This window comes from Flavobacterium subsaxonicum WB 4.1-42 = DSM 21790 (assembly GCF_000422725.1).
In the GTDB taxonomy this organism is placed as follows: Bacteria; Bacteroidota; Bacteroidia; order Flavobacteriales; family Flavobacteriaceae; genus Flavobacterium; species Flavobacterium subsaxonicum.
Genome location: NZ_KE383910.1, coordinates 42,240 through 68,311, shown reverse-complemented (window position 1 = coordinate 68,311; position 26,072 = coordinate 42,240). Strand labels below are relative to the sequence as shown.

The 26,072-nt window shown below is 40.6% G+C and carries 23 protein-coding genes, 2 tRNA genes and 1 pseudogene; 17 read left to right on the top strand and 9 right to left on the bottom strand.

Going from position 1 to position 26,072, the window contains the following annotated elements; genetic code table 11:
* Positions 1-49: 49 nt before the first annotated feature.
* Both G509_RS0116995 and G509_RS0116990 read right to left on the bottom strand, forming a co-directional pair.
* The gene (locus tag G509_RS0116995) at positions 50-1,126 is read right to left on the bottom strand and encodes an NADH:flavin oxidoreductase/NADH oxidase (RefSeq protein ID WP_026992636.1); all 1,077 of its coding nucleotides are present in this window, start codon (positions 1,124-1,126) and stop codon (positions 50-52) included.
* A gap of 3 nt (positions 1,127-1,129) precedes the next feature.
* Entirely contained in the window at positions 1,130-1,525 is a 396-nt protein-coding gene (locus G509_RS0116990; protein ID WP_026992635.1) for a DoxX family protein, read from the bottom strand.
* A gap of 218 nt (positions 1,526-1,743) precedes the next feature.
* On the opposite strand from G509_RS0116990, the gene rseP reads away from it, so the two are divergent.
* The 7 genes from rseP to G509_RS0116940 all read left to right on the top strand — a co-directional run bounded on the left by rseP (position 1,744) and on the right by G509_RS0116940 (position 7,721).
* Positions 1,744-3,078, top strand: coding sequence for an RIP metalloprotease RseP (gene rseP, locus G509_RS0116985; RefSeq protein ID WP_026992634.1), 1,335 nt, complete (start codon positions 1,744-1,746; stop codon positions 3,076-3,078).
* Positions 3,079-3,229: 151 nt separating this feature from the next.
* A tRNA-Asn gene (locus G509_RS0116980) sits at positions 3,230-3,303 on the top strand.
* Between the two features lie 38 nt (positions 3,304-3,341).
* Positions 3,342-3,413, top strand: a tRNA-Arg gene (locus G509_RS0116975).
* Between the two features lie 160 nt (positions 3,414-3,573).
* Complete coding sequence (locus tag G509_RS0116970; protein ID WP_026992633.1) at positions 3,574-4,248, top strand: hypothetical protein; 675 nt, start codon at positions 3,574-3,576, stop codon at positions 4,246-4,248.
* 382 nt (positions 4,249-4,630) lie between these two features.
* Positions 4,631-5,068 carry a hypothetical protein gene (locus G509_RS0116965; protein WP_131450789.1) on the top strand — a complete coding sequence of 146 codons (438 nt, stop codon included), beginning with the start codon at positions 4,631-4,633 and terminating at the stop codon, positions 5,066-5,068.
* 5 nt (positions 5,069-5,073) lie between these two features.
* A complete protein-coding gene (locus G509_RS0116960) occupies positions 5,074-5,433 on the top strand; it encodes a hypothetical protein (RefSeq protein ID WP_026992631.1) in 360 nt (119 codons plus the stop codon).
* Between the two features lie 1,745 nt (positions 5,434-7,178).
* Positions 7,179-7,721 carry a hypothetical protein gene (locus G509_RS0116940; RefSeq protein ID WP_131450775.1) on the top strand — a complete coding sequence of 181 codons (543 nt, stop codon included), beginning with the start codon at positions 7,179-7,181 and terminating at the stop codon, positions 7,719-7,721.
* 132 nt (positions 7,722-7,853) lie between these two features.
* Here G509_RS0116940 and G509_RS0116935 read toward each other — a convergent pair whose 3' ends face one another.
* Positions 7,854-8,063: a hypothetical protein gene (locus G509_RS0116935; protein ID WP_026992626.1), complete on the bottom strand. Its 210-nt coding sequence runs from the start codon at positions 8,061-8,063 to the stop codon at positions 7,854-7,856.
* Between the two features lie 336 nt (positions 8,064-8,399).
* On the opposite strand from G509_RS0116935, the gene G509_RS0116925 reads away from it, so the two are divergent.
* On the top strand, positions 8,400-9,383 hold the full coding sequence (locus G509_RS0116925; RefSeq protein WP_026992625.1) for an aldo/keto reductase: 984 nt from the start codon (positions 8,400-8,402) through the stop codon (positions 9,381-9,383).
* A 62-nt stretch (positions 9,384-9,445) separates the two neighbouring features.
* On the top strand, positions 9,446-9,925 hold the full coding sequence (locus G509_RS0116920) for an OsmC family protein (RefSeq protein WP_035739289.1): 480 nt from the start codon (positions 9,446-9,448) through the stop codon (positions 9,923-9,925).
* 11 nt (positions 9,926-9,936) lie between these two features.
* On the opposite strand, the gene G509_RS0116915 is transcribed toward G509_RS0116920, so the two are convergent.
* The 5 genes from G509_RS0116915 to G509_RS0116895 form a co-directional block, all read right to left on the bottom strand.
* Positions 9,937-10,386 carry a GNAT family N-acetyltransferase gene (locus tag G509_RS0116915; protein ID WP_026992623.1) on the bottom strand — a complete coding sequence of 150 codons (450 nt, stop codon included), beginning with the start codon at positions 10,384-10,386 and terminating at the stop codon, positions 9,937-9,939.
* Positions 10,387-10,425: 39 nt separating this feature from the next.
* Positions 10,426-11,505: a glycosyltransferase family 9 protein gene (locus tag G509_RS22380; protein ID WP_051200349.1), complete on the bottom strand. Its 1,080-nt coding sequence runs from the start codon at positions 11,503-11,505 to the stop codon at positions 10,426-10,428.
* Between the two features lie 428 nt (positions 11,506-11,933).
* Positions 11,934-13,217 carry a flippase gene (locus G509_RS0116905; protein WP_026992622.1) on the bottom strand — a complete coding sequence of 428 codons (1,284 nt, stop codon included), beginning with the start codon at positions 13,215-13,217 and terminating at the stop codon, positions 11,934-11,936.
* Positions 13,217-14,050: a hypothetical protein gene (locus tag G509_RS0116900; RefSeq protein WP_026992621.1), complete on the bottom strand. Its 834-nt coding sequence runs from the start codon at positions 14,048-14,050 to the stop codon at positions 13,217-13,219. The genes G509_RS0116905 and G509_RS0116900 overlap by 1 nt, the downstream gene beginning before the upstream one ends.
* Before the next feature lie 183 nt (positions 14,051-14,233).
* Entirely contained in the window at positions 14,234-16,159 is a 1,926-nt protein-coding gene (locus tag G509_RS0116895; protein WP_026992620.1) for a M1 family metallopeptidase, read from the bottom strand.
* A gap of 146 nt (positions 16,160-16,305) precedes the next feature.
* Here G509_RS0116895 and serS point away from each other — a divergent pair, with 146 nt between their 5' ends.
* The 8 genes and pseudogenes from serS to G509_RS0116860 all read left to right on the top strand — a co-directional run bounded on the left by serS (position 16,306) and on the right by G509_RS0116860 (position 24,058).
* Positions 16,306-17,577, top strand: a complete 1,272-nt coding sequence (serS, locus tag G509_RS0116890; protein WP_026992619.1) for a serine--tRNA ligase — start codon at positions 16,306-16,308, stop codon at positions 17,575-17,577.
* Between the two features lie 169 nt (positions 17,578-17,746).
* Positions 17,747-19,528: a tetratricopeptide repeat protein gene (locus G509_RS0116885; RefSeq protein ID WP_026992618.1), complete on the top strand. Its 1,782-nt coding sequence runs from the start codon at positions 17,747-17,749 to the stop codon at positions 19,526-19,528.
* Between the two features lie 26 nt (positions 19,529-19,554).
* Positions 19,555-19,878, top strand: a complete 324-nt coding sequence (locus G509_RS0116880) for a DUF4286 family protein (protein WP_026992617.1) — start codon at positions 19,555-19,557, stop codon at positions 19,876-19,878.
* Positions 19,879-19,925: 47 nt separating this feature from the next.
* Positions 19,926-20,705, top strand: coding sequence for a 16S rRNA (adenine(1518)-N(6)/adenine(1519)-N(6))-dimethyltransferase RsmA (gene rsmA / locus G509_RS0116875; protein ID WP_026992616.1), 780 nt, complete (start codon positions 19,926-19,928; stop codon positions 20,703-20,705).
* Complete coding sequence (mgtE, locus tag G509_RS0116870; RefSeq protein WP_026992615.1) at positions 20,695-22,047, top strand: magnesium transporter; 1,353 nt, start codon at positions 20,695-20,697, stop codon at positions 22,045-22,047. Before rsmA ends, mgtE begins: the two co-directional genes overlap by 11 nt.
* A 139-nt stretch (positions 22,048-22,186) precedes the next feature.
* A pseudogene (locus tag G509_RS22375) lies at positions 22,187-23,149 on the top strand (2-hydroxyacid dehydrogenase); the annotation flags it as partial.
* Positions 23,150-23,380: 231 nt separating this feature from the next.
* Positions 23,381-23,554 (top strand): VOC family protein, encoded by a 174-nt coding sequence (locus tag G509_RS23840; protein ID WP_342341418.1) that lies wholly within the window; start codon positions 23,381-23,383, stop codon positions 23,552-23,554.
* A 114-nt stretch (positions 23,555-23,668) separates the two neighbouring features.
* Positions 23,669-24,058 (top strand): DUF805 domain-containing protein, encoded by a 390-nt coding sequence (locus G509_RS0116860; protein WP_207382721.1) that lies wholly within the window; start codon positions 23,669-23,671, stop codon positions 24,056-24,058.
* A gap of 36 nt (positions 24,059-24,094) precedes the next feature.
* On the opposite strand, the gene G509_RS0116855 is transcribed toward G509_RS0116860, so the two are convergent.
* Positions 24,095-25,918: a GNAT family N-acyltransferase gene (locus G509_RS0116855; RefSeq protein ID WP_026992613.1), complete on the bottom strand. Its 1,824-nt coding sequence runs from the start codon at positions 25,916-25,918 to the stop codon at positions 24,095-24,097.
* Positions 25,919-26,072: the final 154 nt, after the last annotated feature.

Genomic DNA, 26,072 nt, shown 5'->3' with positions numbered 1-26,072 from the left:
AAACTGCGACTGAACACTGAACACTGAACACTGATACTGTAAACTGTTCTTACCTCTTCCTCGGTATCGCCCTTTCATACTGCTTAGGCCAGGTAGTATCGGCGCCAAGCTCGCTGGCAAAAGTAAGGGCAAGGTTAGGGTCGCGTAACGATTCTCGGGCAAAGAGCACCAAATCGGCCAGGCCGTTTTTAATAATGTCTTCGGCCTGTTGTGCTTCGGTAATTAGGCCAACGGCACCGGTAGAGATACCGGCTTCTTTTTTAACGCGTTCGGCAATAGGCAGCTGGTAGCCGGGGCCAACCGGAATTTTTTGCCAGTACACCGCCCCGCCCGACGAGCAGTCTATAATATCTACACCTTTATGTTTCAGTATCTTTGCCAGCTCAACCGACTGGTCGATATCCCAACCGCCATCGGCCCAATCCGTACCTGATATACGCACAAACAGCGGCAGGTCGACAGGCCATTCGGTTTGTACCGCTTCTAAAATCTCTAATAGAAACCGAATGCGGTTCTCAAAGCTGCCACCATACTCATCGGTACGCTGGTTGCTAAGCGGCGAGAGGAATTGGTGAATAAGATAGCCGTGGGCACCATGCAGTTCGAGCACTTTATAACCGGCCTCTAACGCGCGTTTGGTTGCGGCCTTAAAATCGGCTATAATCTGATTAATCCCGGCTTTATCCAGTTCTATAGGGGCATGCTCTTCATGGTCCTGAAAGCGGATAGGGCTTGGGGCAAAGGTGCGCCAGCCGTTTTCTTCCAGCGTTAGCTTGCGGCCTTCCTGCCACGGTGGGGTGGTGCTTGCCTTGCGGCCGGCGTGTGCCAGCTGTATGCCCGGAAAGGCATTGTGCTGAAGTATAAACGTGGTTATTTGTTTAAATTTTTCGATGTGTGCATCGCTCCATATTCCCAGGTCGCAGGGCGATATACGGCCTTCCGGCGATACTGCTGTGGCCTCCTGAATAATAAGGGCAGCCCCGCCAATGGCACGTGCGCCAAGGTGTACCAGGTGCCAGTCGTTAGCAAAGCCGTCTTCGGCAGAGTACTGGCACATGGGCGATACCACAATGCGGTTTTTTAAAATAAGGCTCTTAAGCTGTAGTATTGAAAATAAATGCGACATGGTTTAGTGTTTAAGTTTACAATCGGCCGAAAAACGGTTGGCCTCAATATAGTTAAGTAATAAGGCTATTATAAAGCCGTGTATAAGTTGCGAGGGTATGGCGGCCCAGTCTTCTATCATCGACGAGCCAAAAATAAGAGTAATCATAATCAGGGCGCCGGCCACTAAAGCATAGCGGGTAAATAAGCCTGCCAGTAGCAGGGCGCCGGTTACTAATTCGGCAAAGGGTAAAATGTAGCTAAAGGGGGTAACAAGCTCTTGCGGCAATGGCGAATTTTGGAACTGCTTTACCATCCAGGCGCTAAACCCTTGCAGCTTTGGCAGGCGTATAAGGCCGTGGCCAAACAAACTCATGCCCACGAGCAGCCTAAGCAGTAAATAAGGGAGTGGCTTTACCATAGGTAATTAGGTGTTTAAGGTATAACCGGCATTTAAATTTTGCCGAATTATCTTACGGAATAAATTTACTAAATGTAAAGTTACCCTACAATGCTTAATTATGAAACCCATTTTTAATTATTAACAAACATTTAAATACAGGGCAATAAATTAAAATGCAGTAAGTAAACAGAAAACACTATTTTTGTGCGTTTTATTTGTACAATTAAATATAAAAAATGGATACACTCATACAGATTGCCCAGTTGCTTTTAATGCTCTCTATACTGGTAATACTGCACGAATTTGGACACTACATAACCGCAAAAATGTTTAAGGTAAGGGTAGAAAAATTTTACCTTTTTATGGATGCGGGCTTCTCTTTATTTAAAAAGAAAATTGGCGAGACCGAGTGGGGCCTTGGATGGCTGCCCCTGGGTGGCTACGTTAAGCTAAGCGGCATGATAGACGAGAGCATGGATACAGAGCAGCTTAAAAGCGAGCCGCAGCCATGGGAGTTTAGGTCTAAGCCAGCATGGCAAAGGCTTATAATAATGCTTGGCGGTATTATTGTAAACATACTTTTGGCATGGCTTATTTATACTACCATGTACAGCACGTACGGCAAAAAATATATTGCTACCCAAACCATACAAAAAGACGGGCTTGCCTTTGGCGAAACCGGTAAAAAAGTAGGCTTTAAAGATGGCGATAAGATTTTAAGCGTAGATGGCAAATACCAGCCGCGCTTTGACAGGATGATACTGGATATTTTACTGGGCGATGATATTGTTGTAGAACGCCAGGGTAAAAAAATAGATATTAAACTTACCGATGCCGATAAAAAAGAGATACTGGATAAAGAAGGCCGTGATTTTATTCACCCGATAGAAAGAACATCGGTTATAGACTCTGTTTTACCAGGCTCTAATGCCTTAAAAGCCGACTTAAGGGTAGGAGACTCTATTGTTGGCGTTAACGGCAACCAGCTGCAGTATATGGGCCAGGTGGGCGAAGCTGCCTTTAAAAAGATAGGCGGCCAGATTACACTTAACATTGTAAGAGCGGGACAGCCAATTGCCGTACCGGTTACGGTTAGTAAAGAAGGTACTATTGGTATAATCCAAAAATCTACCGATAAAGCAAATTATGTTATTACCGAAGATTACAACTTTTTTAGCGCCATGCCTAAAGCGGTAGAAGAGTCGTACAACCAGATAGTGTATAATGTAAAACAGTTTAAGCTTATTTTACGCCCTTCTACAGGCGCTTACAAGCACGTTACAAGTGTGGTGGGCATAGCATCCAAATTACCTACTACGTGGAACTGGGAATTTTTCTGGAACTTTACGGCACTGTTTTCTATTGGCCTTGCGTTTATGAATATATTGCCAATACCGGGATTAGACGGTGGGCACGCCATATTTACCATTGCCGAGATGATTACCGGCCGCAAACTTGGCGATAAAGCAGCAGGTGTTGTGCAAACCGTTGGTATGGTTATATTGCTTACGCTCATGGCGTTAGTTTTTGGTAAAGACATCTACCAAATCATCGAACAAAAATTCTTTTAATTTTTTGCGTTTTTTGTTTGCAGGAATTAAAAATCGTTATATATTTGCACCGCAATAAAGGCAACAAATTAAGTGTTGCAAAGTTCTTTAAAACCACTGTAATTTCAACTAACGCAGGTTAGCATAAAGATTACATTTACAATATACAGTTTCCTCCTTAGCTCAGTTGGTTAGAGCATCTGACTGTTAATCAGAGGGTCCTTGGTTCGAGCCCAAGAGGGGGAGCTTCTAAAGGCCGTCAGCAATGATGGCCTTTTTTATTAGGCTTCGTAGTTCAACGGATAGAATGGGAGTTTCCTAAACTTTTGATCCAAGTTCGATTCTTGGCGAGGCTACAAGACCGGAAAGGAGTGAGAAATCATCTTTTTTCCGGTTTTTTTTTTAGTAACTTGGAGTATATGGATTGGCAGACGCAACAGGGGCGTTAGACGGTCTTAAGAAAGCAATAGGGGGAGACACGGTTATAGTGGAATCACCATTTTAGTTATTAAAAAAATGAGAGAATTTAAATTTAGTATTAGGATTGTTCCGCCATTATATTTTATATTTCGATATGTTTTATCAATAGTTGGAACTGCAATACTTAGTATATTTATAGTTTACTTTTTAAAAATAGATTCTAAAGATATATACTTTAGTGTTCTATATCTGATATTAGTATTAATCGCACTAAAATTTTCGAAAAAAATATCAACCGTTAAATGTAATGTTTGTATTAATGAGAAGGCAATAATATTTTCTTATAATTTTTTTTTCTTTTATAAAATAAGCGAGTTTTTGTATGTTGATATTATAGATTATGACGTAGATCAAAACCAGCACTTTAAATTCTTTAAAATTTTTGGCGTTGATAGAGACATCAAAATTAGCATTTATAATGACTCCGTGAATGAAACTAAAGTTTTAGATGAAATAGTTTGCCATTTTAAGAAACAATTGCAAAAATATGGAAATAATATTGATGTTGATTTGAGAATAGGAAAATCTATATATAACAGTAGATTTAGTAAATTAGTAGCATATTTTTTGGCTATTGTTTTAATTGTAATACCAATATTGGTAATTATATATAATCGTTACGATAAAGTTAATTTTGGAACTCTTACAGTTCTTTACTCAACAGCAATTTATTTTATTATAAGAGTTTATTTACATAGAAACAAAAGTTAACTATTCCGTGAAACTGTCTAAGGTATTAAATATGAGTAAGCCATAGATTAATCATACTCTAAATCTCCATCAGATAGTTGAGTTAAAACCAGAGTGGCTAAGTCAAATTTATTACTATAGAACAGCAAACTCATAAAGTATTTAGTTAAAACTCAAATTAAAATTGTTAGCCTTTCCAAATCTTCAAAAAAATAATTGGAATTAAATTCAGTGGGGCTACAAGACCCGCTCCATGCAAATGGAGCGGGTTTTTTTGTTTATTTTTACTTCATGATGCTATAGGTGCATATACCTTTAACGTTGAGATTACCTCTCAAGGGAATTTTTCTATTGGAATAGTCATAGCGCAAGATTAGTAATTCCCGATAGATTATATATTAGTTTGTCATATAATGTCAATACATTTGTAGGTACCTCTTCGGATTTTTCTTTGAATTGGATCACTAGAGGAAATGATGCAAGTGTTATACAATACGCTATTACAACAGTAGCTGGGATTGCTGGCGCGCCAAATGTAGGTGTTGGTGTTGGGGCGGGTTATTTCCCTGTAGCAGATATGAGGTCTGTATTACCAGGTGATGCTGCAGATGCAATGTTAGGCTGGTCTTATAAAGGAACTATCTTTGGAGCAGCCTACGGAGGGAGAGTTTCATTAACAGGATCAATAGGAATGACTGGTAACCCTTTACATCCAAGAAAGATTTCTTGGGTTACTGGGGGAGGTTCGGTTGGATTTGGCACACCAGGCGTGGGCGTCTATGGAGGAACTTCATATTCTTTTCCTAGCTTTGGACACAGTAATACTACTTTTACACCATAATAAATATGAAAAAATCAGTTCTTATATTAATAATTTTTTTTGTGGTTGCTATTGCATTCATTTTTATAGATGGATTTATACAATCACGTCGAGAATATGTTGAGAAATATGATTTTGTGATAAAAAATATCAAAACTGATATAAAAGGGAATTTAACATTTTACGATAACCTTAATAATAAATATTTTTTCTCCGGTTATTGGTTTAGTAAATATGACAAGTTAGGAATTTCAACAGGCGATAAAATTTTTAAAGATCATTATTCAAAAAATATGATTATATACAGACAAGTAAACAATAAATATCAAATATATTACATACAAGAGCCTAACGGATTAATTCCATTTTCCTTGTACAGCTACTAACGTAAATATATCAGGTAATTAATTAACTTGTTTATACAAATCTCGAGCTTGATTTGGGAGGATGGTAGATAAAAGTAGTCAAACCATTTGAATTTGGTCTTGTTTATTAATATAGAGATGGTAACATCATGATAGTGCGATCAATAATTTGCTATGAGAGGAATATTGATTAGGTTAAATCAAAAGTGGCTAAGTCAAAATTTATTATAGTAGTACAGCAAACTCATAATGTATTTTAGTTAAAACTCAAATTAAAATTGTTAGCCTTTCCAAATCTTCAAACAAATCGTTGGATTTAAATTCAGAGGGGGCTACAAGACCCGCTCCATGCAAATGGAGCGGGTTTTTTTGTTTATTTTTACTTCATGATGCTATAGGTGCATATACTTTTAACGTTGAGATTACCTCTAAAGGGAAGTTTTTATTGGATGGAATCTTAGCGCAAGTGCCGGAGCTGGATTGGGTTTTGAACTGAGCTCAAAATGGGGATTTAAAGGTAATCTCATACATTGGTAGAATTCGCTACACCCAATATATTATTAATAGTTTTTAAATTTTAATTATGATTAGAGTTTCAAGTCTTAGTACAAATTTCAGAAGAAAAATACTACCTATTGCGAGTTTGTTTATTCTGATAATAGGAATAGGTTACAGGTTTTTTTTTAATCCTGATTTCGGGCTATTAGATATGCTTACTTTTATTAGTTTCTTTTCTATTATTATTTATATAATTTTAAATAGAACTATAAGGAACGTTTATTTTGAAGAAGATTTCTTATTAGTGGATAAAAATAAAGTTTACTTTAAACAAATAATTTCTTTGAAAAAGATAAATTTTACCAGATATAAAATTTATTATAAAGTTGATGACAGAGTAAAGTCCTTCATTTTTCTTATAGATTCAATTCCTTTTATTAGATCTGAAATTATAGGTAAAATTGAAGCTAAAATTAGCAGGTAATATATAAATGCATTATAGCAAAATCAAACTTATAAACACTTTTCAGTCGTAAAGCCATGAAAAAGATAGTATTTCAATTCTTTACTTTTGCTATTTGCTATTTAGGATTAACATTTATAATTAGCTGCATTTATGGCGCAAAACATTTTCATGATGGGATTGAAATTGGATATCCTACAATTTATTATCAATTGAACGTTGATGGTTATAGACAATATGGCTTTAAAAGATTCAGTAACGCAATTATAAATTTAATAGTTATTACTTGTATTTTAATATTATATAGATATTCAAATAAAAAAAAGTAGAATACTACCCAAACCATTTGGGCAGTAGCAGCTACATAACCAATGCAGCAGGTGTAGTAAGCCAGCACATGAAATACCTGCCGTTCTGGCGAAAAGCTGGTAGACGAACACTAAAATCTATTAAGAGCCCGTTTAAATTTAACGGTAAAGAATTTGATGAGGAACCGGATTATTGCTATGCTGCGGATTATTATGAAAGGCGAAGTAATTTATTAGATCCATTCATAGCGTTACCTAAATTTAAAATTATTTATAATAAGATTGAAATTCTTTCCAAATCCAGCTAAATAGTTAAAATTAAATTCACTGGGGGCTACAAGACCCGCTCAATGCAAATGGAGTAGCTTTTTTGTTTATTTTTACTTTATCATGATACAGCAATAATGGAAGTAGCAACAGCCAGGAACAAAATAATAATCATTAAGATACTTTCATACATATCAGTCCAGGATATTTTTAAATATTTTGGACTATTAATGCTCTTATTATTATCATATTCCTGCAATAGTAAAAGCATTAGCACACAAAAAGAAAATTATGTGTCTGTAAAATGTTTTACCAAGGGCGAAAGTGCAATTAAACTTTATAAAACCCCGACAGATAGTTTGGCGCGGGATACATTAGTTTCTTTAGCGGGTGAAGAGTATTGCTGGTACATTATTGAATTTGAAGATACTAAAAATGGAAGGTACAAGATAAAAAATATAGAGGTAAAACCATCTTGCAGAGCAGTAAAGCTGCCTAAATATAACGGCCTATGGATTGATAAAAGCAACGATTTATTTATAGAATCTGTTTACCATAGTTTTAAAAATGATGATGTTTTGTCGCTGTATCTGAATCCTGACAAAAATTCAGAAAAGATGTTAACTAATGAATATCATCGATTTAACTTTCTTGATTTCAAAAATAGTTGGGTTAAGGTAAGTTACTTAGAAGATGGTATTCTTAAAGTGGGTTGGATGACACCCGAAGATCAATGTTGTGCTCCCTGGACTGAGTGCCCACAAGTTAATTAGATTTAGGTTTGACGTACGAATATTTATGAGCAAACATTATATTTTGAACAGTACTATCAATGCAAAAATATAAACAATAAAAAATCCCTCAAAGCACAGTGTTTGAGGGATTTTTTATGAGATGCTGGTTGCTTATGCGCTTAGCGGTATTTGAGGGTAAATTTCCCTTAATCTCTTTTTAAAACTTTTCATGGCGTCTTCTGTGTCAGAAATAATTTTGTAGCGCGAGCCGGCCTCGTAGCCTGTTCTTTCAAAAGTAATATTATTTCTTTTAAGCATACGCTCTATAAGGTCGTGATCGATAACATGTTTGTACAGGGTTCTAAAAATAGTGATGTGCATAGTATATGATTTTTGGTTGTTTGAATTGATTAATCTGCATTTAGATCGCCTTTAAAAGGCTTACCGTGGCATTACTTACATAAATGTAGAGAGAATCTTTTTTAAGAGGATAAGCCTTAATAAAATTTTAGCATTATTAATTTAAATATGCAATGTGTTTAAGGTGCGTTAACTTTAATTTTACAACAGAGCCGGCGTTTTTCGGCATAGTGTTTAAATTCGAAAAAATAACTGGGCAGAGCCAGATAGAAATTCTAATTTAGCGTAAGCAAATAACTTCTTACACTTAATACTGTAAACTTTACCTCTGAAACCAACCACCAATAATAACATACAATGAACTATAGAAAATTTAAAGGCGAAGATATTGCCGAAGTAGGCTTAGGCACATGGCAACTGGGCAGCGCCGACTGGGGTGTTGTAGACAGCCAGAAAGCATTCGAGATTTTACAGGCCTATACCGATGCCGGCGGTAACTTTATAGATACTGCCGATGTGTATGGCATGGGCGTTAGCGAAAAATATATTGGCGAGTTTTTAAAAACCACCGGTAAAAAACTATTTGTGGCAACCAAATTGGGCCGTAGGGGCGATAGCCCTAACGGCTGGCCCCAGAACTTTACGTATGATGCCATAAAACGCCATGTGGAGGACTCGCTTACCCACCTGGGGGTAGACCAGTTGTTTTTGGAGCAGCTGCACTGTATACCTACAGAGGAACTTAAAAAAGGAGAGGTGTTCGACCATTTGCGTAAAATTCAGAGTGAAGGCCTTATAAAGTATTTTGGCGTAAGTGTAGAAACAGCCGAAGAAGCCCTGATTTGCCTGGAGCATACCGATGTTGCTTCGCTTCAAATAATATTCAACCTTTTTAGGCAGCACATTGCCGATGATTTTTTTGACAACGCACAGGCGCAGGGCGTAGCCCTTATAGCACGCGTTCCGCTGGCAAGCGGACTCTTAACCGGCAGGTTTACGGCCGATACCACTTTTGCCGATAACGACCATCGTAACTACAATGCCGATGGCGGTGCCTTTAATGTGGGGGAAACCTTTTCTGGCGTTGCTTTTAAACAAGGGGTTGCCTTAACGGATGATATTAAAGCCTTGCTGCCCGACGGTGTACTGGCGCAACAGTCCATCAGATGGATATTAGATCACCCTGCCATTACAACTGTAATTCCGGGGGCAAGTAAAGTAAGCCAGGTACAGTCTAATATTGCAGCATCAGGCCTGCCGTCTTTTAATAATGAGACTATGCAGCAGCTAAGGCAGCTGTATGATGTAAAGATCAAGCCGCAAATAAGGGGCGTATATTAAATGCCATATAAATTAAGCTGTACGCAAGTGCAGCTTTTTGTTTTTTATAAAATTTTCAGATTATGAAAACACATCAGTATACCACAGTTATAAACTGGACGGGCAATTTAGGGTTGGGTACATCTAACTATAAAGTCTATAGCCGGAACCATACAATTACATCGGGCGATAAGCCGGTAATAGATAGTTCTTCAGATCCTGCATTTTTGGGAGATAGAACGCGCTACAATCCGGAAGAGTTGTTGCTGGCTTCATTATCGTCTTGCCACATGCTGTGGTATTTGCACTTATGTGCCGAAGCTGGTGTTGTGGTAACCAATTATACCGATGCTGCGCAGGGCGTAATGGAAGAAACCGCAAACGGAGGCGGGCGGTTTACGTCGGCTACCTTAAACCCGGTAGTTACAGTGCAGGATAGTAGCATGGCTGATAAAGCCAACCAATTGCACCAAAAAGCAAACGAATTGTGCTTTATTGCCAACTCCGTTGCATTTAAAGTGCATCATAAAGCTACCTGCCTTGTGGCAGAAAGTGAAGATTAAATATTAGGGGGTTACAGATCTTTTTTCATGCAAACGCTATTGTCTACACCTGCATACTGTCCGTAATTGGTAGTAATGTGGTAGCCGCATTTTTGGTACAGGGCAATGGCTTCGGGTTGTTTTTTGCCGGTTTCTAAAATGCAGGCAGTATACCCCAGTTCTACTGCCCATTTTTCGAGCTCTGAGAGCACTTTTGCAGCTATGCCCTGCTTGCGGCTGGCTAAGGGCACAAACATGCGCTTAACCTCTGCAATGCCTTCCTCGTATGCTTTAATGGCACCGCAGCCAACAGGCTCGCCATTATTGTAGGCAAGCACTACGTGCTTTATCATATCTACCTTATTAAACTGGGCATAAAAGCTATGGTCTTCGCCATCGCGCTCGCTTAATTCGGCATCCAGAAAGCCAACAAGAAATCTAAAATCAGGATCGTCAGAATCGGTTCTTTTAAGTGTAATCATAAAGGTGGTATTGCTGCCCCTAAATTACTAACCGTATTGTTATGCGCCAATTTTTTGAAGGCATTTATTAGCCGTTAAAACACTGTTGATAACCTCAAGCCAGTTGGTAGTGCAGCCGCTGTTTGTGCTAATGGCTATGCTGTTGTTGCCATAAGGCTGGTACTTTTCGATATTATTGCCCGAAAATAACCCAACAGTAGGTGTATGCGCAGCACTTGCAAGGTGCATAATACCACAATCGGCGCCAATAAACAGGCAGGTATTGGCTATAACTGCACCAATATTCCTAATATCGGTACTGTAAAATTTAGGGATCGTATGGGTTATTTGCGATATGTTCTCTACCGGTAAAACTTCAATAACATTGTGGTTAGGGTACTCTGCCTTTAATTTTGAATAAAAATCGTCCCAAAAGGTAGGGCAGTAGCATTTGCTGCCGGTAGCAAAAGTATACAGGCAAATGGTTTTTTTATCAGGGTTACCGGTAATGGCCGCCAGTGTTTTTTTGCCTTCGGCAATTTCGTCCGGGCTAAGCTTAAGGTCTAATAACGGTACAGGGCCGCTGTTAGGAGTAATGCCCAGGCGGGCAATGTGGTTTCTAAAACTGTATACCGGATGCTTTGCAATATGTACCTGGTCCGGGTGTTTAAGTTGCGTATCGGCATCAACTTCTCCAAAAAATTTATACTTAGCATTGGTAAACTGTGCCGATAGCCTGCCCGATGATGACCCTTCGGCTACGTTAATAACAATATCGTACCTTCGGGTTTTAAGCGAAAACCATCCGCTAAGGTAAGTGTGCAATTGTTTAAAATGCTTTTTTGGAAGCTTTATAATACGGTCTACATAACTGTAGTTTTCGAATAATATAGGGGCAAGGCCGCCTTTTACAAAAAGGTCTATTTTGCAATCAGGAAAAGTGGCTGCAACCTCCTGCACCAGCGGAGTGGTTAGCAGCAAATTACCCAGCCTGTGGTTGGGCCTGCATATTAAAACCCTTTTAATTGTGGCTTTGCTACTTAACCTGACATTGGTGTCTGCGCTGCTGCTGCCAATATTTTTTGTAATGCTGCGCATTACGTTTCGTCTTGTGTTGTTGATTTTTTTTAAAACATTCATGCCTGTAAAACTTTTAACCTTTTGCTATTAATAAACAAGTAGGAGGCATAACGTTTACGATAAAACATAAACATAGGCCTTCCCAAAAAAATGTACCAGCAAATGCGTGTACAAATAGTACGGTTTTTCTACTTATAGATAAACCAATACGGTTCAGGATGTGTTGAGAAAAGAGTTAGTTCTCTCAATTTACCAGAACAAATACAATGGGAGGTTTGTGTTTTGTTTTGTGCCAACAGCCATATAAGGACTAACTGTAGGTTGGTATAGTCAAGTCAAATAAACAGCATTTTTTTGACATTATTGTTGTTAATACGGTAAAATGATGATTATTTAACAAAGTTTTAGAAATTGTGTAAGGTTTTGCTAACATTGTTAAAATGGTTAGACAAAATCAATCACACTAAAACCAATTGCTTAACAGCGGGTTATATAAACGTATAAAAACCCAGTTTCTTTTTAATGATAATTACAAAAGCGGTGTTTACAATAATGTTAGTGATTAAGCTTGAAGTAGCTGCACCTTCTATTCCGTAGGCCGGAATTAAAAACAGGTTAAGGATAACATTAAGCACAAAGCCAAAGAAAAACAGTATGCTTACCATTTTTTGGTTGCCCGTCATGTTCAAAATCTGGTCTACGTTACCCGTCATTGCGTTAAACAAACCGCCAAGGGTAATTAATGTAAGGGTCGTACTGCCACCGTCAAGGCCTTTTCCTAAGAGGCTTAATATAAACTCGCCAAAAAATATAAGTACTAAAGCCAACGGCAGGGTTAAGAGTATAACCAGCTGTGTAGAGCGGTTAACCACCTTTTTCATTTTTACCATATCTTTTTGATGGTATAGCTCAGATACACTGGGCAGGATAACCACATTCATGGCAGCAACAAAAAACAGGGAGAGGTATCCTATCCTGAAAGCCGAGTTGTAAATACCAATTTCATCGGCACTAACCGACCGGCCTAACATTAGCATATCGGTCCAGTTAAGTAGTACCAGGAACAGGCCGCTTATCATCATGGGGAATGATTTCCTGAAGATATCGCTATTGGTAAGATGAGGAAACTCTATTTTAGGACGTTTACCAAAAATAATAATAAGCCCTATGGTTACCGTAAGTATATAGGCTGCAACAAAAGCAAGGAAGGTAAAATAATCAGAGCCTCCGCTATAGTACAGGCTTATGGCCATTGTTATAAAAAACAGGTGGGGCAATATAAATATAAAAAGCCCGTAAATTACAATGCGCTTTACAGCAATAAAATAAAAGCAAATTATTTCGTGCAGTATAAAAAATGGTACGCCTAACGCTACAACAAGCAGGTAGGGGTACAGGTCTGGTTTCTCAAAAATATAGGAGCTTATAATGCCTGCCCCTGCCGAGAATACTACAATAGGCAACAACGATGCTAACAGTGCCAGCTTAATGCATTTAATGAGTAACCCGCGCGACATTTCGTGGCTGTTAAACCCACCTGTAAAGCTAACAAAGGCATTGGGCACACCCAGGCCAAAAAACATACCGGTAAGCTGCAATATGGTAAGGCTTAGCGAATACATGCCGTAAACCGATTTACCAAAATAATTTGTCATTATCCACAGCGAAACAAAGCTAAGGGCCATGCCAAACATCCTTAAAAAAAAGGTAATGCCCACTTTAGAGATGGTATTTTTAAGGCCTTCTTTATCGGCAAGCAGCTTTTTAATCATTAAGCAATTTCTTTGGTTAGTTGTGCCACTAAATCGTCCCAGTTTTGCAGTGCCGACATAGTTTGCACGTGCATGTGGGTAGATAGCGATGGCATTGGCGAAAGGCAAAGCAGTTTGTTAAAAAAAAACGATTTGCCATACAGGTTATTGCTAAGGTAGCGGTCGTTTGCCCTGTTGGCAGAATTAAGTAAAATGCGTTTTTTCTTTTTAATATCGGCTGCCTGCATTAAAAAGGTAAAAGTAGTATCAGATATTTGCCTCCAGTGGCTATTGCTTGTCTGCCATATAAAATTAGGCACACGGTATTGCTCCACGTAGCGGTCAGGATAATCGGTAGGAGAAATTACGATGCCCGGTTTTTTAAAGAACCGTGGTATGGAAAGTAAGGTAAGGGTTCGTTTTCTTAACAGCTGTTTTAGTTTGATGCTTGCCGGCTCTATAGTGTTAGCCTCTTTTATAAGGGTAACAATTTTAGCAATGGCATCGGGGGTATGCAAATAATCGTCTTCGCAAAAATAAACCCACTCATCATCGTTAAACCGTTGGGCTATTTTTACACACTCTCTTATTGAGTTATCGTTGCCAAATATGCCTTCTATAAGCTCTACATTAAAGGTAAGGAAAAATGCCTTCATTTCTGCCGAAAGGTTATCACCCAACACCACAATATGGTGGTTAAAGCCCTGTAGCGCATTATGCAGGCTTTTAAAACATACTTTAATAAGCGTTTTTTTGTCCAGGTTATATGGTCGCGGCGCATTATGAACAGCATTAACCAGATCGCACGATCTAAAAACAATATTTATTTTTGGGTTGGCAAGGGTTGCGTTCATAAAAATAACGATATATGGCTACTGGTTAGTTTATAAAATCGATGCACTTAAACTGCTTTTAAAAAGCGGCTTTACAGGCTCAGGCTCTTTATAACAGGGTGTAAATTAAGGCTGCAAATATACCCATTTAATTAGATATAAAAAAAGCCGCTGTAGTAGCGGCTTTAATCTATAAATGTAAATTTATTGTTTTATAAACTTTAGCTGTTTGCTGCCCTGGTTGGTAACAAGGGTAATAAAATGTATACCGGCCGATAGCTTAGCTACATTCCAGCTGGTTTGGGTGCTGCTTTCAAGCACTGTTTGGCCAAGTGTATTGTAAAACACAGCTTTTTCTACCACAACACCTTGAGGCAGTTGCACGCTAAGCTGGTTAGATGTTGGGTTGGGGTATAATTTTACCCCTTGCAACAGGCTAAATTCCTGGTTTTTTAAAGTAGTGGTATTGTTGGCAGAAACAATATCAAAATTATAATTTACGTCAACTTCCTGTATAGTAAACGATACCGGTACCGTAAACTGTTGGTTGTTTTCGGTGTTGTTTAGCACTACATTTAAAACTTCGTTATTGGCACCTGTAAACCTTATAGGTACGGGCATCTCAAAAAAGTCTACGGATGAATGCGACTGTGTCTGGTTTATGGTTACCGATACCTGCCCTGATGATGCATTAAGCACATCTACCTGATACGATGGGTAGCCCTGGTTATACACCCAGTCGCTAAAAAACTCGTCTAAGTTAGTACCCGATGTTTCCTCCAAATGCGTCTGAAAATCGGGAGTTTTGGCATAGCCGTAGGCCAGGGCTTCATCGGCAAGGTAATTTTTAAGTGCCTGGTAAAAGGTGGTATCTCCCAGTTTATAGCGTAGCATGTGCAGCACCATTGCTCCTTTGTTATAGGTTAGCCTGGTGCTAAAAATGCGGCCAACATTAAGGGTATCTTGATCGGTAAGGTATACGGCGCCATCGGTTGCGGCGGTAATGCTTAACACCTTATTAAATTTCCAGTTCCTAAACTCGTTGTCACCATCCTGGTGCTCTACCACAAGGCCCGATACGTAGGTAGCAAAACCCTCGTTAAGCCAAATGTCTTTCCACGACCCACAGGTAATTTTATCGCCAAACCACTGGTGAGCCAGTTCGTGCGCAATTAACTCGCGGCCAAAGCCACCCATAAAAGATACAGTAGTATGCTCCATACCGCCGCCAAAGCCACACTGTGCATGGCCGTATTTTTCGTTATTAAAAGGGTAGGCCTCAAAAGTATCTTCATAAAAATCCATAATACCCACCGTCTGGTCTATAAAGGGCTGCGACCCTGTTGCGGTTTCGGGGTACAGGTAATTCACAATAGGGAAGGTGTTCTCTCCGGAGCCCGCCTGTTGCGTGTAAATGGTATAATTGGTTACCGCAATAGCTACTAAATAAGCCGGAATAGGATAGGTATGAAGAAAATGCGTTGTAGTGGTACCGTCTTCATTATCCTGCTGCGACTGCTCCAAGCCGTTAGAAACGCTGGTATATTCAGATGGCGCTGTTATGTAAACATCAATACCATCATCTACCTTATCGTTAAGGTCCTGCTTGCATGGCCACCATTCTTTAGCGCCATAGGGTTCAGAAAGGGTCCATAAAATTGGTGTGCCTGCATGTTCAGAGGTTACAAAAGCATCCTGCCACCATGCCGGTTCGCCGGAGTAGCTTATAACCACAGTGGCTTCAGTACCCTGCGTTAATACGGTTGGTAGGGTTATAACCAGCTCGTCACTATCGTTTTGCGTAAAGGTAAGGCTGCTGCCATTTTGTGTGACTGATGTTACATTAAGGTCGTCGTTAAGATCAAATGTAACGCTGTCCATACTTTCTTTAGCAGTAAAGGTAGTAGTAACGGTGCCGGTAACAAATTGTACGGCAGGGTCTACACTAAACTCCAGGGTATGATGGGTAACATCATAATTACCGGTGTTAAGGTTGGCTACAAAACTGGTAAGGTTGTAGCCGGCCTTCATTTCGGCTTCTACAATCTTATCGAAATCGCTGTTAGGCTGTTGTGCAAAAGCGGTGCTAATTGCAAAAAAGTTTAACAATAAAAGAGTAATATTTTTCATTAGCAATAAAAATTTTTCAAATATACTTATAAATGCCTGTGCGTGTGTTATAAATAGATAAATAGTGCTGCAATTTTAACTTTAAGTCACAAACGTATTAATTAAAACAAATCATTAAATTTGCTCACTTCATAAAAAAACCAGATATGTTACAAACAGCATTTATTAGAGAGAACAGAGACAAAGTGATAGCGGCGTTAGGTAAAAGAAATTTTGATGCCACACCACTTGTAGACCAGGTTATTGCCCTTGACGAGAAAAGAAGGAGCACGCAGGTAGAACTTGATACTTTAAAATCTGAATCGAACAGGCTGTCTAAAGACGTGGGCGAACTTATGAAGGCCGGCGAAAAAGCTAAAGCCGATATTATTAAGCAAAAAACGGCGCAGTTTAAAGAAAAAGATAAAGAGCTTACAGAGCTTTTAGGAACCATAGCCGATGAGCTTTTAGAAACGCTGTACAAACTGCCTAACACCCCGGCCGATATTGTACCGGTAGGTAAAACCCCCGAGGAAAACCTTGAGGTGCACCGCGAAGGCGATATACCAACGCTTTTTGAAGGCGCCCTGCCACACTGGGAGCTTATAAAAAAATACGACATTATAGATTTTGAATTAGGTACTAAAATTACTGCCCCGGGTTTCCCTGTATATAAAGGCAAAGGTGCTAAGCTGCAACGTGCCCTTATTGCTTACTTTTTAGATAAAAATACCGATGCCGGCTACAACGAATACCAGGTGCCGCACATGGTTAACGAGGCATCGGCGTATGGAACGGGCCAACTGCCCGATAAAGAAGGGCAGATGTATCATGACAGTGCCGATAACCTGTACCTTATACCTACGGCCGAAGTGCCTGTTACCAACATTTTCAGGGATGTGATACTTACCGAAAAAGAACTGCCGGTAATGGCAACGGCCTACACGCCGTGCTTCCGTAGAGAGGCAGGATCGTGGGGTGCGAGTGTAAGGGGGCTTAACCGCCTGCACCAGTTTGATAAGGTAGAGATTGTGCGCATAGAAAAACCAGAGAACTCGTATGCTGCCTTAGATGGTATGGTAGAGCATGTAAAAGGCTTGTTAAACGACCTTAAGCTGCCGTACCGCGTGTTGCGCCTTTGTGGTGGCGATATGGGCTTTGCATCGGCGCTTACGTATGATTTTGAGGTGTTCTCTACCGCGCAGGACCGTTGGCTGGAAATAAGCTCGGTATCTAACTTCGAAACCTTTCAGGCCAACAGGCTAAAGCTGCGTTTTAGAGATAAAGAGGGTAAAAACCAACTGGCACACACCCTTAACGGAAGTTCGTTAGCATTGCCAAGGGTACTGGCCGGCATATTAGAAAATTACCAAACGCCCGAAGGTATTGTAATACCCGAAGTTTTACGCCCTTATACCGGATTTGATATAATAAATTAGTAAATTTGTTAGGATACGGAACGCGCCTGCCCGAATGAATGGTACAGGCGGGGATAACGCGCATCTAAACGGATGCTCGAAGATTTACAATCTAAATGCAACTTTTGCGTTAGGTTATCGGCTAAAATCTGCCTAAATCCGCATCATCCGTGTTCTGATTTATAATGCTATGAAAAAGTTATTCCTACTTATTGCTCTTGTTTTCTCGTTTGCGGCTTTTGCCCAAAACGAGCAGCTTGCCTATAACTATTTCGAAAAAGGCGAGTTTGAAAAAGCCCTTGTTATTTACGAGGGGCTTGCCAAAACGCAGCCGGGTAATACTTTTTTTACGCAAAAAATGGCAGCCTGCTACCAGCAGCTGCAACAGTTTGACAAAGCCGGGAAGCTCTTGGCCGATAAACTTGACAGGACCGGGCAACCACTGCTTCTTGTAGAAATTGGATACAACTACCAATTGCAAAAAGATATGCCTAAAGCCGAGAAATACTACAAGCAGGCTATAGATGCGGTTACGCAAAACCCATCTAACGTGTATACGGTTGCCAATACGTTCGAGCAAAAGGTTTTGGTACAGCAGGCTTTAAAAACGTACGAGGCGGCATCGGCAGTAAATAAAAGCATGAATTTTGATTATCAGATGGCGCTCCTGCAGGGGCAGCTGGGTAATATGGATTTAATGATCGAGAAGTTGCTTACCTATGCCTATACCAATCCGCAAAACCTTGTAATGGTGCAAAACCAGCTTTCGCGTTTTATGAACGAAGAGGGTGGCGAGGCTACCTTTAATGCATCGTTGCGCAAGGCACTGTTGGTAAACACACAAAAAACACAGGATATTTTCTGGAACCAGTTTTTAAGCTGGTTCTTTGTGCAGCAAAAAGAATACGGCAAAGCCTTTATTCAGGAAAAAGCCATTTTTAAGCGCGACCCTGATTTGTTTTACAATATTGTAAACCTCTCTAAACTGGCTATAGAAGAAAAAGAGGATGCCACTGCAAGAGAGATATTATCGTTTATACTGGCCAATACCACCAACCCCGAGGCACGCATGCAGGCGCAGTACGATTTGCTTAGCATGGATATTGCCGCTGCCCAGCAAAAAGACCTTGCCGGTATTAAACAGAGAATAGACGCCCTTATTGCCGAGGTTGGTATTACACCCTACTCGTTAGACCTGCAAATTCTTAAGGCTGATTTTGAGGCCTTTCATCTAAAAGATACAAAACTGGCGGTTGCCACGCTTGATGCTGCCTTAAAGCTTCAGCTAAACAAATATGAGCAGGCTGAGGTTAAAATGAAATTGTCGGACGTGTTGTTGTTGGACGAAAAATTCAATCAGGCCATTATTTACTATGCCCAGATCGAAGAAGACCTTAAGAATGATGCAGTAGGCCATCAGGCCAGTTTTAAGGTAGCCCGAAGCAGCTATTTTAAAGGCGATTTTGAGTGGGCGCAAAAGCAGCTTAAGGTGTTAAAATCGAATGCATCGCAACTTATTGCTAATGATGCTTTAGAAATTTACCTGCTTATTATAGACAATACTGCCGAAGACAGCACGCAGACCGCGCTTAAAAAATTCGCGCGTGCCGACTTTAAACTATACCAAAACAAAAAAGCCGAAGCCCTTGCCGAGTTTAAGGCCATACAGGCTACAGATAAAACAGCAAGCATACAGGATATTACCCTGCTGCGCATTGGCGAAATTTACGAAAGCCAGGCGCAGTACGACCTTGCCCTGCAACAATACCAGGAAATTATAGACAAGTACAAAGAAGGTATTTATGTAGACGAGGCGTTGTTTTTCTCGGCCGAGATTTACAACAAAAAACTACAACAGCCCGAAAAGGCCAAGCCGCTGTACGAAAAGGTGCTTTTTGAACACCAGGACAGCATTTACTTTATAGAGGCGCGTAAACAGTTCAGGTTGTTGCGTGGCGACTCTAACAGCTAAGTACACACAAACCAAACTATAATAGCATGATAATTTACAACGTAACCAGCAACGTAGACAACACCATACAGGAAAAATGGATGGCCTGGATGATGGAAGACCACATTCCGAAAATAATGGAAATCGGTAAATTTTATAAAATTAAAATTGTTAAGGTGCTTACAGACCATCATGATGAAGGCACAACAACGTATTCGGTACAATATTTTGCCGATAGCCGCGAAAAGCTTAACGAATATTACAACGATCATTCGCCTAAACTGCGTGCCGAAAGTGCAGGCTTGTTTGGCGACAAAGTACTACAGTTCAGGACAGAGCTGGAGATTATACAAGAATTTAAATCGGTATAGACATACCTGCCCGGAGCCTGTTATGGTGCGGGATGTTACACATACACATGGATAAAGTAAAAGCCAAAAAACACCTTGGGCAGCATTTTCTTAAAGACGAGGGCATTGCCAAAAATATTGCCGACACCCTTACGCTACAGGGCTATTCTAAAATACTGGAAATAGGCCCCGGCATGGGCGTGCTTACAAAGTACCTGCTGGAAAAACCTACAGAAACGTTTGTAATAGAAATTGATACCGAATCGGTAGACTACCTAAATGCGCATTACCCAAAACTGGAAGGGCACATTATCTCTAAAGATTTTTTGCGCTATAACCTGAGCGAAGATTTTGGCGACGACCAGTTTGCCATTATCGGTAACTTTCCGTACAACATTTCTACGCAAATCGTTTTCAGGGCACTGGAGCTGCGTTACCGCATACCGGAGTTTTCGGGCATGTTCCAAAAAGAAGTGGCACAGCGCATTTGCGAGAAAAAAGGCACCAAGGCTTACGGTATCTTATCGGTACTGGTGCAGGCTTTTTATGATGCCGAATACCTCTTTACCGTTGATGAGCATGTGTTTAACCCACCACCAAAAGTTAAGAGTGGCGTACTGCGCTTAACGCGAAAAGAAAACTACCATTTGCCGGTAGACGAAAAGCTGTTTTTTGCTGTGGTAAAAATGGCATTTAACCAGCGCAGAAAGACGCTTCGTAACAGTTTAAAAACATATAACCTATCGGATAATTTAAAGGAAGATACTATCTTTGACCTCCGTCCGGAACAGCTTTCGGTGGAACAATTTATAGACCTTACCCAAAAAATAGCGGCAAATGGAGTTTAAGATCAGTAGGGATTTCATCACCCAGATAGAGCAATACGTTAGCGAAAACCGTGAGCAGGAGTTACAAACGCTCTTAGCTGATATTCACTACGCCGATATTGCCGAAATAATGGGCGAACTGGATGACGCTGATTCTATTTATATTTTCCACATCCTGGACAGCGAAAAGACGGCAGAGATACTGCTGGAACTCGACGAAGAGGTTAGGGAAAAGATCTTAAAAGGCCTTTCGCCTAAAGAAATTGCCGAAGAGCTGGATGAGCTTAGTACGGATGATGCGGCCGATATTATTGCCGAATTACCCGAAAGCCGCCAGGAAGAGGTTATATCGGAGCTTTTAGACGTAGAGCACGCCAAAGACATTGTAGACCTGTTGCGTTACGACGAAGACACGGCCGGTGGACTTATGGGTAAAGAGCTTGTAAAAGTTAACGAAAACTGGACAGTGCTTACCTGCGTTAAAGAAATGCGCATACAGGCAGAGAACGTTCAGCGGGTGCACTCTATTTATGTGGTAGATGACGAGAACCGCCTAAAAGGCCGATTGTCTTTAAAAGATTTGCTTACCACATCTACCAAAACCCCCATCAGCGAGGTTTATATACCCAAAGTAGACTCCGTTAAAGTTACTACCCCCGATGTTGAGGTAGCACGTATTATGCAAAAGTACGACCTTGAGGCCATACCCGTTATAGACGAGCTGGGCCGCCTTGTGGGCCGTATTACCATTGATGACATTGTAGACGTTATTAAAGACGAAGCCGACAAAGATTACCAGTTGGCAGCAGGTATATCGCAGGATGTAGAGGCCGATGACAGCATCCTGGACCTTACTAAAGCCCGCCTGCCGTGGCTGGTACTGGCACTGTTGGGTGGCTTTATAAGCGTTAGCCTTTTAGAGGGTTTTAGCGGCGCCATGATACACCACGGTAACCTGTTTTTCTTTACGCCCCTCATTGCGGCAATGGCCGGTAATGTGGGTGTACAATCCAGCGCCATTATTGTGCAGGGCCTTGCCAACAACACCCTTAGCGGATCGTTGTTTAACAGGCTAATAAAAGAAGTAATGCTTAGTTTGCTAAACGGCTCTATACTGGCCATTATACTAATTTTAGGCAGTCACTTTTTGTTGGGCGTAAGCTTTGAGCTTGGCCTTACGGTTTGTGTATCGCTAATATCGGTAATTATAATTGCATCGCTAATAGGTACATTTATCCCCATACTTTTAAATAAATTTGGCATAGACCCCGCACTTGCTACCGGTCCGTTTATTACCACCAGTAACGATATTTGCGGTATCTTAATTTATTTTTCGATCGCGAAACTGATACTTGGGTTTTAGGAAATTCCGCAACGTTACATAACGAAGCCTGTGCTGGTAAAATTTTATCCGCAACAACTTAGTGTACGCATAAGTGTTCAAAATTCTTTGCGAATCTTTGTACCTTGTTTGTGTAACTTTGTGCTTATAACTCTTAACTATGAACCCACAACCCGAAACCCATATAAAAGTACTCCACATAGACAGCAACAACCCTATACTTTGGGATCAGCTGCAACAGGCCGGTTTTAAAAATGAAGCCGATTATAAATCGACCAAACAGGAAATTGAGGCTAAAATTGCGGGCTATAACGGTATTGTTATCCGCAGCCGGTTTAAGATAGATAAAACCTTTTTAGATGCCGCCACCAACCTGCAGTTTATTGCCAGGGTAGGCGCAGGGCTGGAGAGTATAGACACGGCTTATGCCGAAAGCAAGGGCATTGCCCTTATTGCAGCACCAGAGGGTAACCGCAACGCTGTGGGAGAGCAGGCACTGGGAATGCTATTGTCATTATTCAACAATCTAAATAAAGCCGATAGAGAAATCAGGAATGGCAACTGGATGCGCGAGGGCAACCGCGGGCACGAGCTTGATGGTAAAACGGTTGGTATTATTGGCTATGGTAACATGGGTAAATCGTTCGCTAAAAAGCTTAGGGGTTTTGATGTTGAGGTGCTGTGCTACGACATTAAGCCTTTGGTAGGCGATGCCAATGCTAAACAGGTAAGTTTAGAAGAGTTTCAGCAAAAGGTTGATGTAGTAAGCCTGCACACGCCCTGGACCCCGGAGACCGATAAAATGGTTAATGCTAACCTTATTAACGGTTTTGCAAAGCCCTTCTGGTTTATTAATACCGCCCGTGGCAATAGTGTGGTAACGCATGACCTTGCTGAGGCACTACAATCTAAAAAAATACTGGGCGCAGCATTAGATGTTTTGGAATATGAAAAGCTGTCATTCGAGAATTTATTTACAGATGAGGCCATGCCGCCCGCTTTTGAATATTTGCTTAACGCCGATAATGTGTTGCTAACGCCACACATAGCAGGTTGGACGTTCGAGAGCCACGAACGTCTGGCTCAGGTTATTGTAGATAAAATTAAGGCGGTGTACTTTGGCGCGCCTGCCAAGGACGAAGAAGATGTTAAGGTTACGGGTATTGGCGGTGTGTTTTTTAAAGCAGAAAACCCAGAATTATTGCGCAACTGGTATAAAAAGAACCTTGGCCTTGCTACCGATGACTACGGCTGTACCTTTTGGTGGAAAGATAACAACGGCAACGCTGCTTCTACGCAATGGTCGCCCTTTGAGGCAGATACCACTTATTTTAAACCGTCTGAAAAGCAGTTTATGCAAAACTTCAGGGTGCACGACCTGGATGGCCTGTTAACAGTCTTAAAGGCAGAAGGTGTTACCCTTGTGGGCGAACCCGAAAGTTACGATTATGGCAAGTTTGCCTGGATACTGGACCCCGAGGGGAACAAGATTGAGTTGTGGCAGCCAAATGATAACATATTTTTATAATATTACCTATTGTTTTTTAGTACCTTAGCTATTACGTGATAGCCGAAATCATTTAAAAAAAACGGGGAGCAACCGAAAATCCTTACGAGTAGGCCAACCAACAATTATAATAAAATGATAGAATGGTACTTAAAAGTAGTTAGGGATAACTATGCAAATTTTGAAGGCCGTGCAAGGCGAAGCGAGTATTGGTATTTTTTACTGGGTAACTTTATAGTGATGATTGCCCTGGGAATATTAATGGCTATATCCAGCATTTTTGCGTTTGCTTACGGGCTATATGGTTTGGCGGTTCTTGTGCCCAGTGTAGCAGTAGCGGTTAGAAGGCTGCACGATGTGGGTAAAAGTGGCTGGTTTTATCTTTTAGCCTTTGTGCCCATTGCCAACATTTACATATTAATATTATTTTGTACCGAAGGTACCGTTGGCGCTAACGAATTTGGCCCGGACCCTAAAAGGCCCGATATGGATGAGTTTAACCAGATAGGTAAAACCGAATTTTAGATATAAAGAAAGCCCTCCAATGAGGGCTTTTTTATATTATATATGCTCTTCGCCTTTTTCGGCAACTTTGCGTTCCAGTTCGGCTAAAAATTCTTCCATTACGGGGCGTACTGTGCTTTCGGGCAGGTCGGCTATCCTAATGTACATAAGTCCGTCTACAGAGTTGTTAAACAATGGGTCTACGTTAAAGGCAATAACCCTGGCATTTTGTTTAATGTACTTTTTAATAAGTACCGGCAGGCGCAGGTTGCCCGGCTCTACCTCTTCTATTATCTTATCAAATTTATTAAGGTCGGCTTCGGCTTCGTTAAAAACAAAGTCCTTATCACCATCTTTAAGCTTTACTTTAAACTCTTTTTTAGGGTGTACGTATTGCGCAATATACGGGTCGTAGTAATGCGATTTCATAAACTCTATCATCAACGATTTAGAGAAATCAGAGAACTGGTTGCTTATGCTAACCCCGCCAATTAAAAATTTATGTTCCGGGTAATGCAGTGTTAAGTGCACAACGCCTTTCCATAATAAAAACAATGGCATTGGCTTTTGCTGATACTCTTTAATAATAAAGGCACGCCCCATTTCTATCGACTTGCTCATCATATCATACAGCTCGGGTTCAAACCTAAACAGGTCGTGCAGGTAAAAACCGTCTATACCGTATTTTTTGTATATCTGAGCGCCAAGGCCCATGCGGTAAGCACCGGCAACCTGTTTGGCATCGTCATCCCACAAAAACATGTGGTGGTAATATTTGTCGTATTTATCAAGGTCTAAAGACTCGTTAGTACCTTCGCCTACGGCACGAAACGTAATTTCGCGCAGGCGGCCCAATTCATGCAGTATGGCGGGTATTTTATCGGCCGATGTAAAAAATACTTCGTAATTTTTGCTTTGCAGCAGGCGGGCATCGCCTTTGCGCAGCTGTGCAATTTCTGCCACTATCTTATCCTGTAATGCAGGGCCGGCAATTTGCTTGGGGCCTTTATTAAGCTTAAGGTTAAGGTTAGAGGTGTAGGTATCTATAAGGTTGGTATCCTTCTCGTACGGATTGGCCAGCATGTAGGTTTTCTTTCTCAAAAATTCAGAGTATGCCTCCAGGCCTTCGTGTTCTGCCTGCTCTGCAACACTAATGGGTTTGCCAATTCGTACCCTGATAACCCTGTTTTTCTGGGTAAGCAGTTCAGATGGTAGTTTAGCAGTGCGCAGCGTATCGCTAATTTGCGATAAAAAGTAAAACAACCTGCTGTTCTTGGCATGAAAGTAAATGGGTACTACCGGTACATTAGCCTTTTTTATGAACTTGATAGCGCCTTCTTCCCACGGTTTATCTACAACAAGCTTATCATCTTTATAGGTAGAAACCTCACCTGCCGGAAAAATCCCCAGGGGTTGGCCCTCCTTAAGGTGGCGCAGCGCATCTTTAATACCCGTAACGCTGGATTTTGCATCTTTATGATTCTCGAAAGGGTTAACCGGCATAACATAAGGCTTAAGCGGCTCTATGCGGTGCAGTAAAAAATTGGCTATAATTTTAAAACTTGGTTCGCGTTCTACCATAAGTTTTAAAAGCAAAATGCCGTCTATGCCTCCCAGTGGGTGGTTAGATATAGTAATATAAGCGCCCGTTTTAGGCAGGCGTTTTAGGTCTTCTTCGGGTATTTCAAATTTTATCTGGAACTCATCAAGTATGGCATTCAGGAATTCTAAGTCGTTAAGGTGCTTGTTCCTGTCATAAATTTTATTCATGGTAGAAATCTTCAGTACCTTCATCAGCAGCCATCCGGTAAAAGTCCCTAAAAACCCATATTTGTCAGCTTTTATTGCTTTCGCAACCTCTTTAGCAGTAACTAAACTCATCTACATTTGTGTTTCGGGCGAACCACAAAGATAGCAATTATAGCGAAACGTTAAAGGGTATACGCTTTTTTAATTATTTTGCTAAAATAACACTTAAAATGTTGTTATAAAGTTAGTTAAGGGTAAATAAAAAGTATTGCTATAATGTATTCGT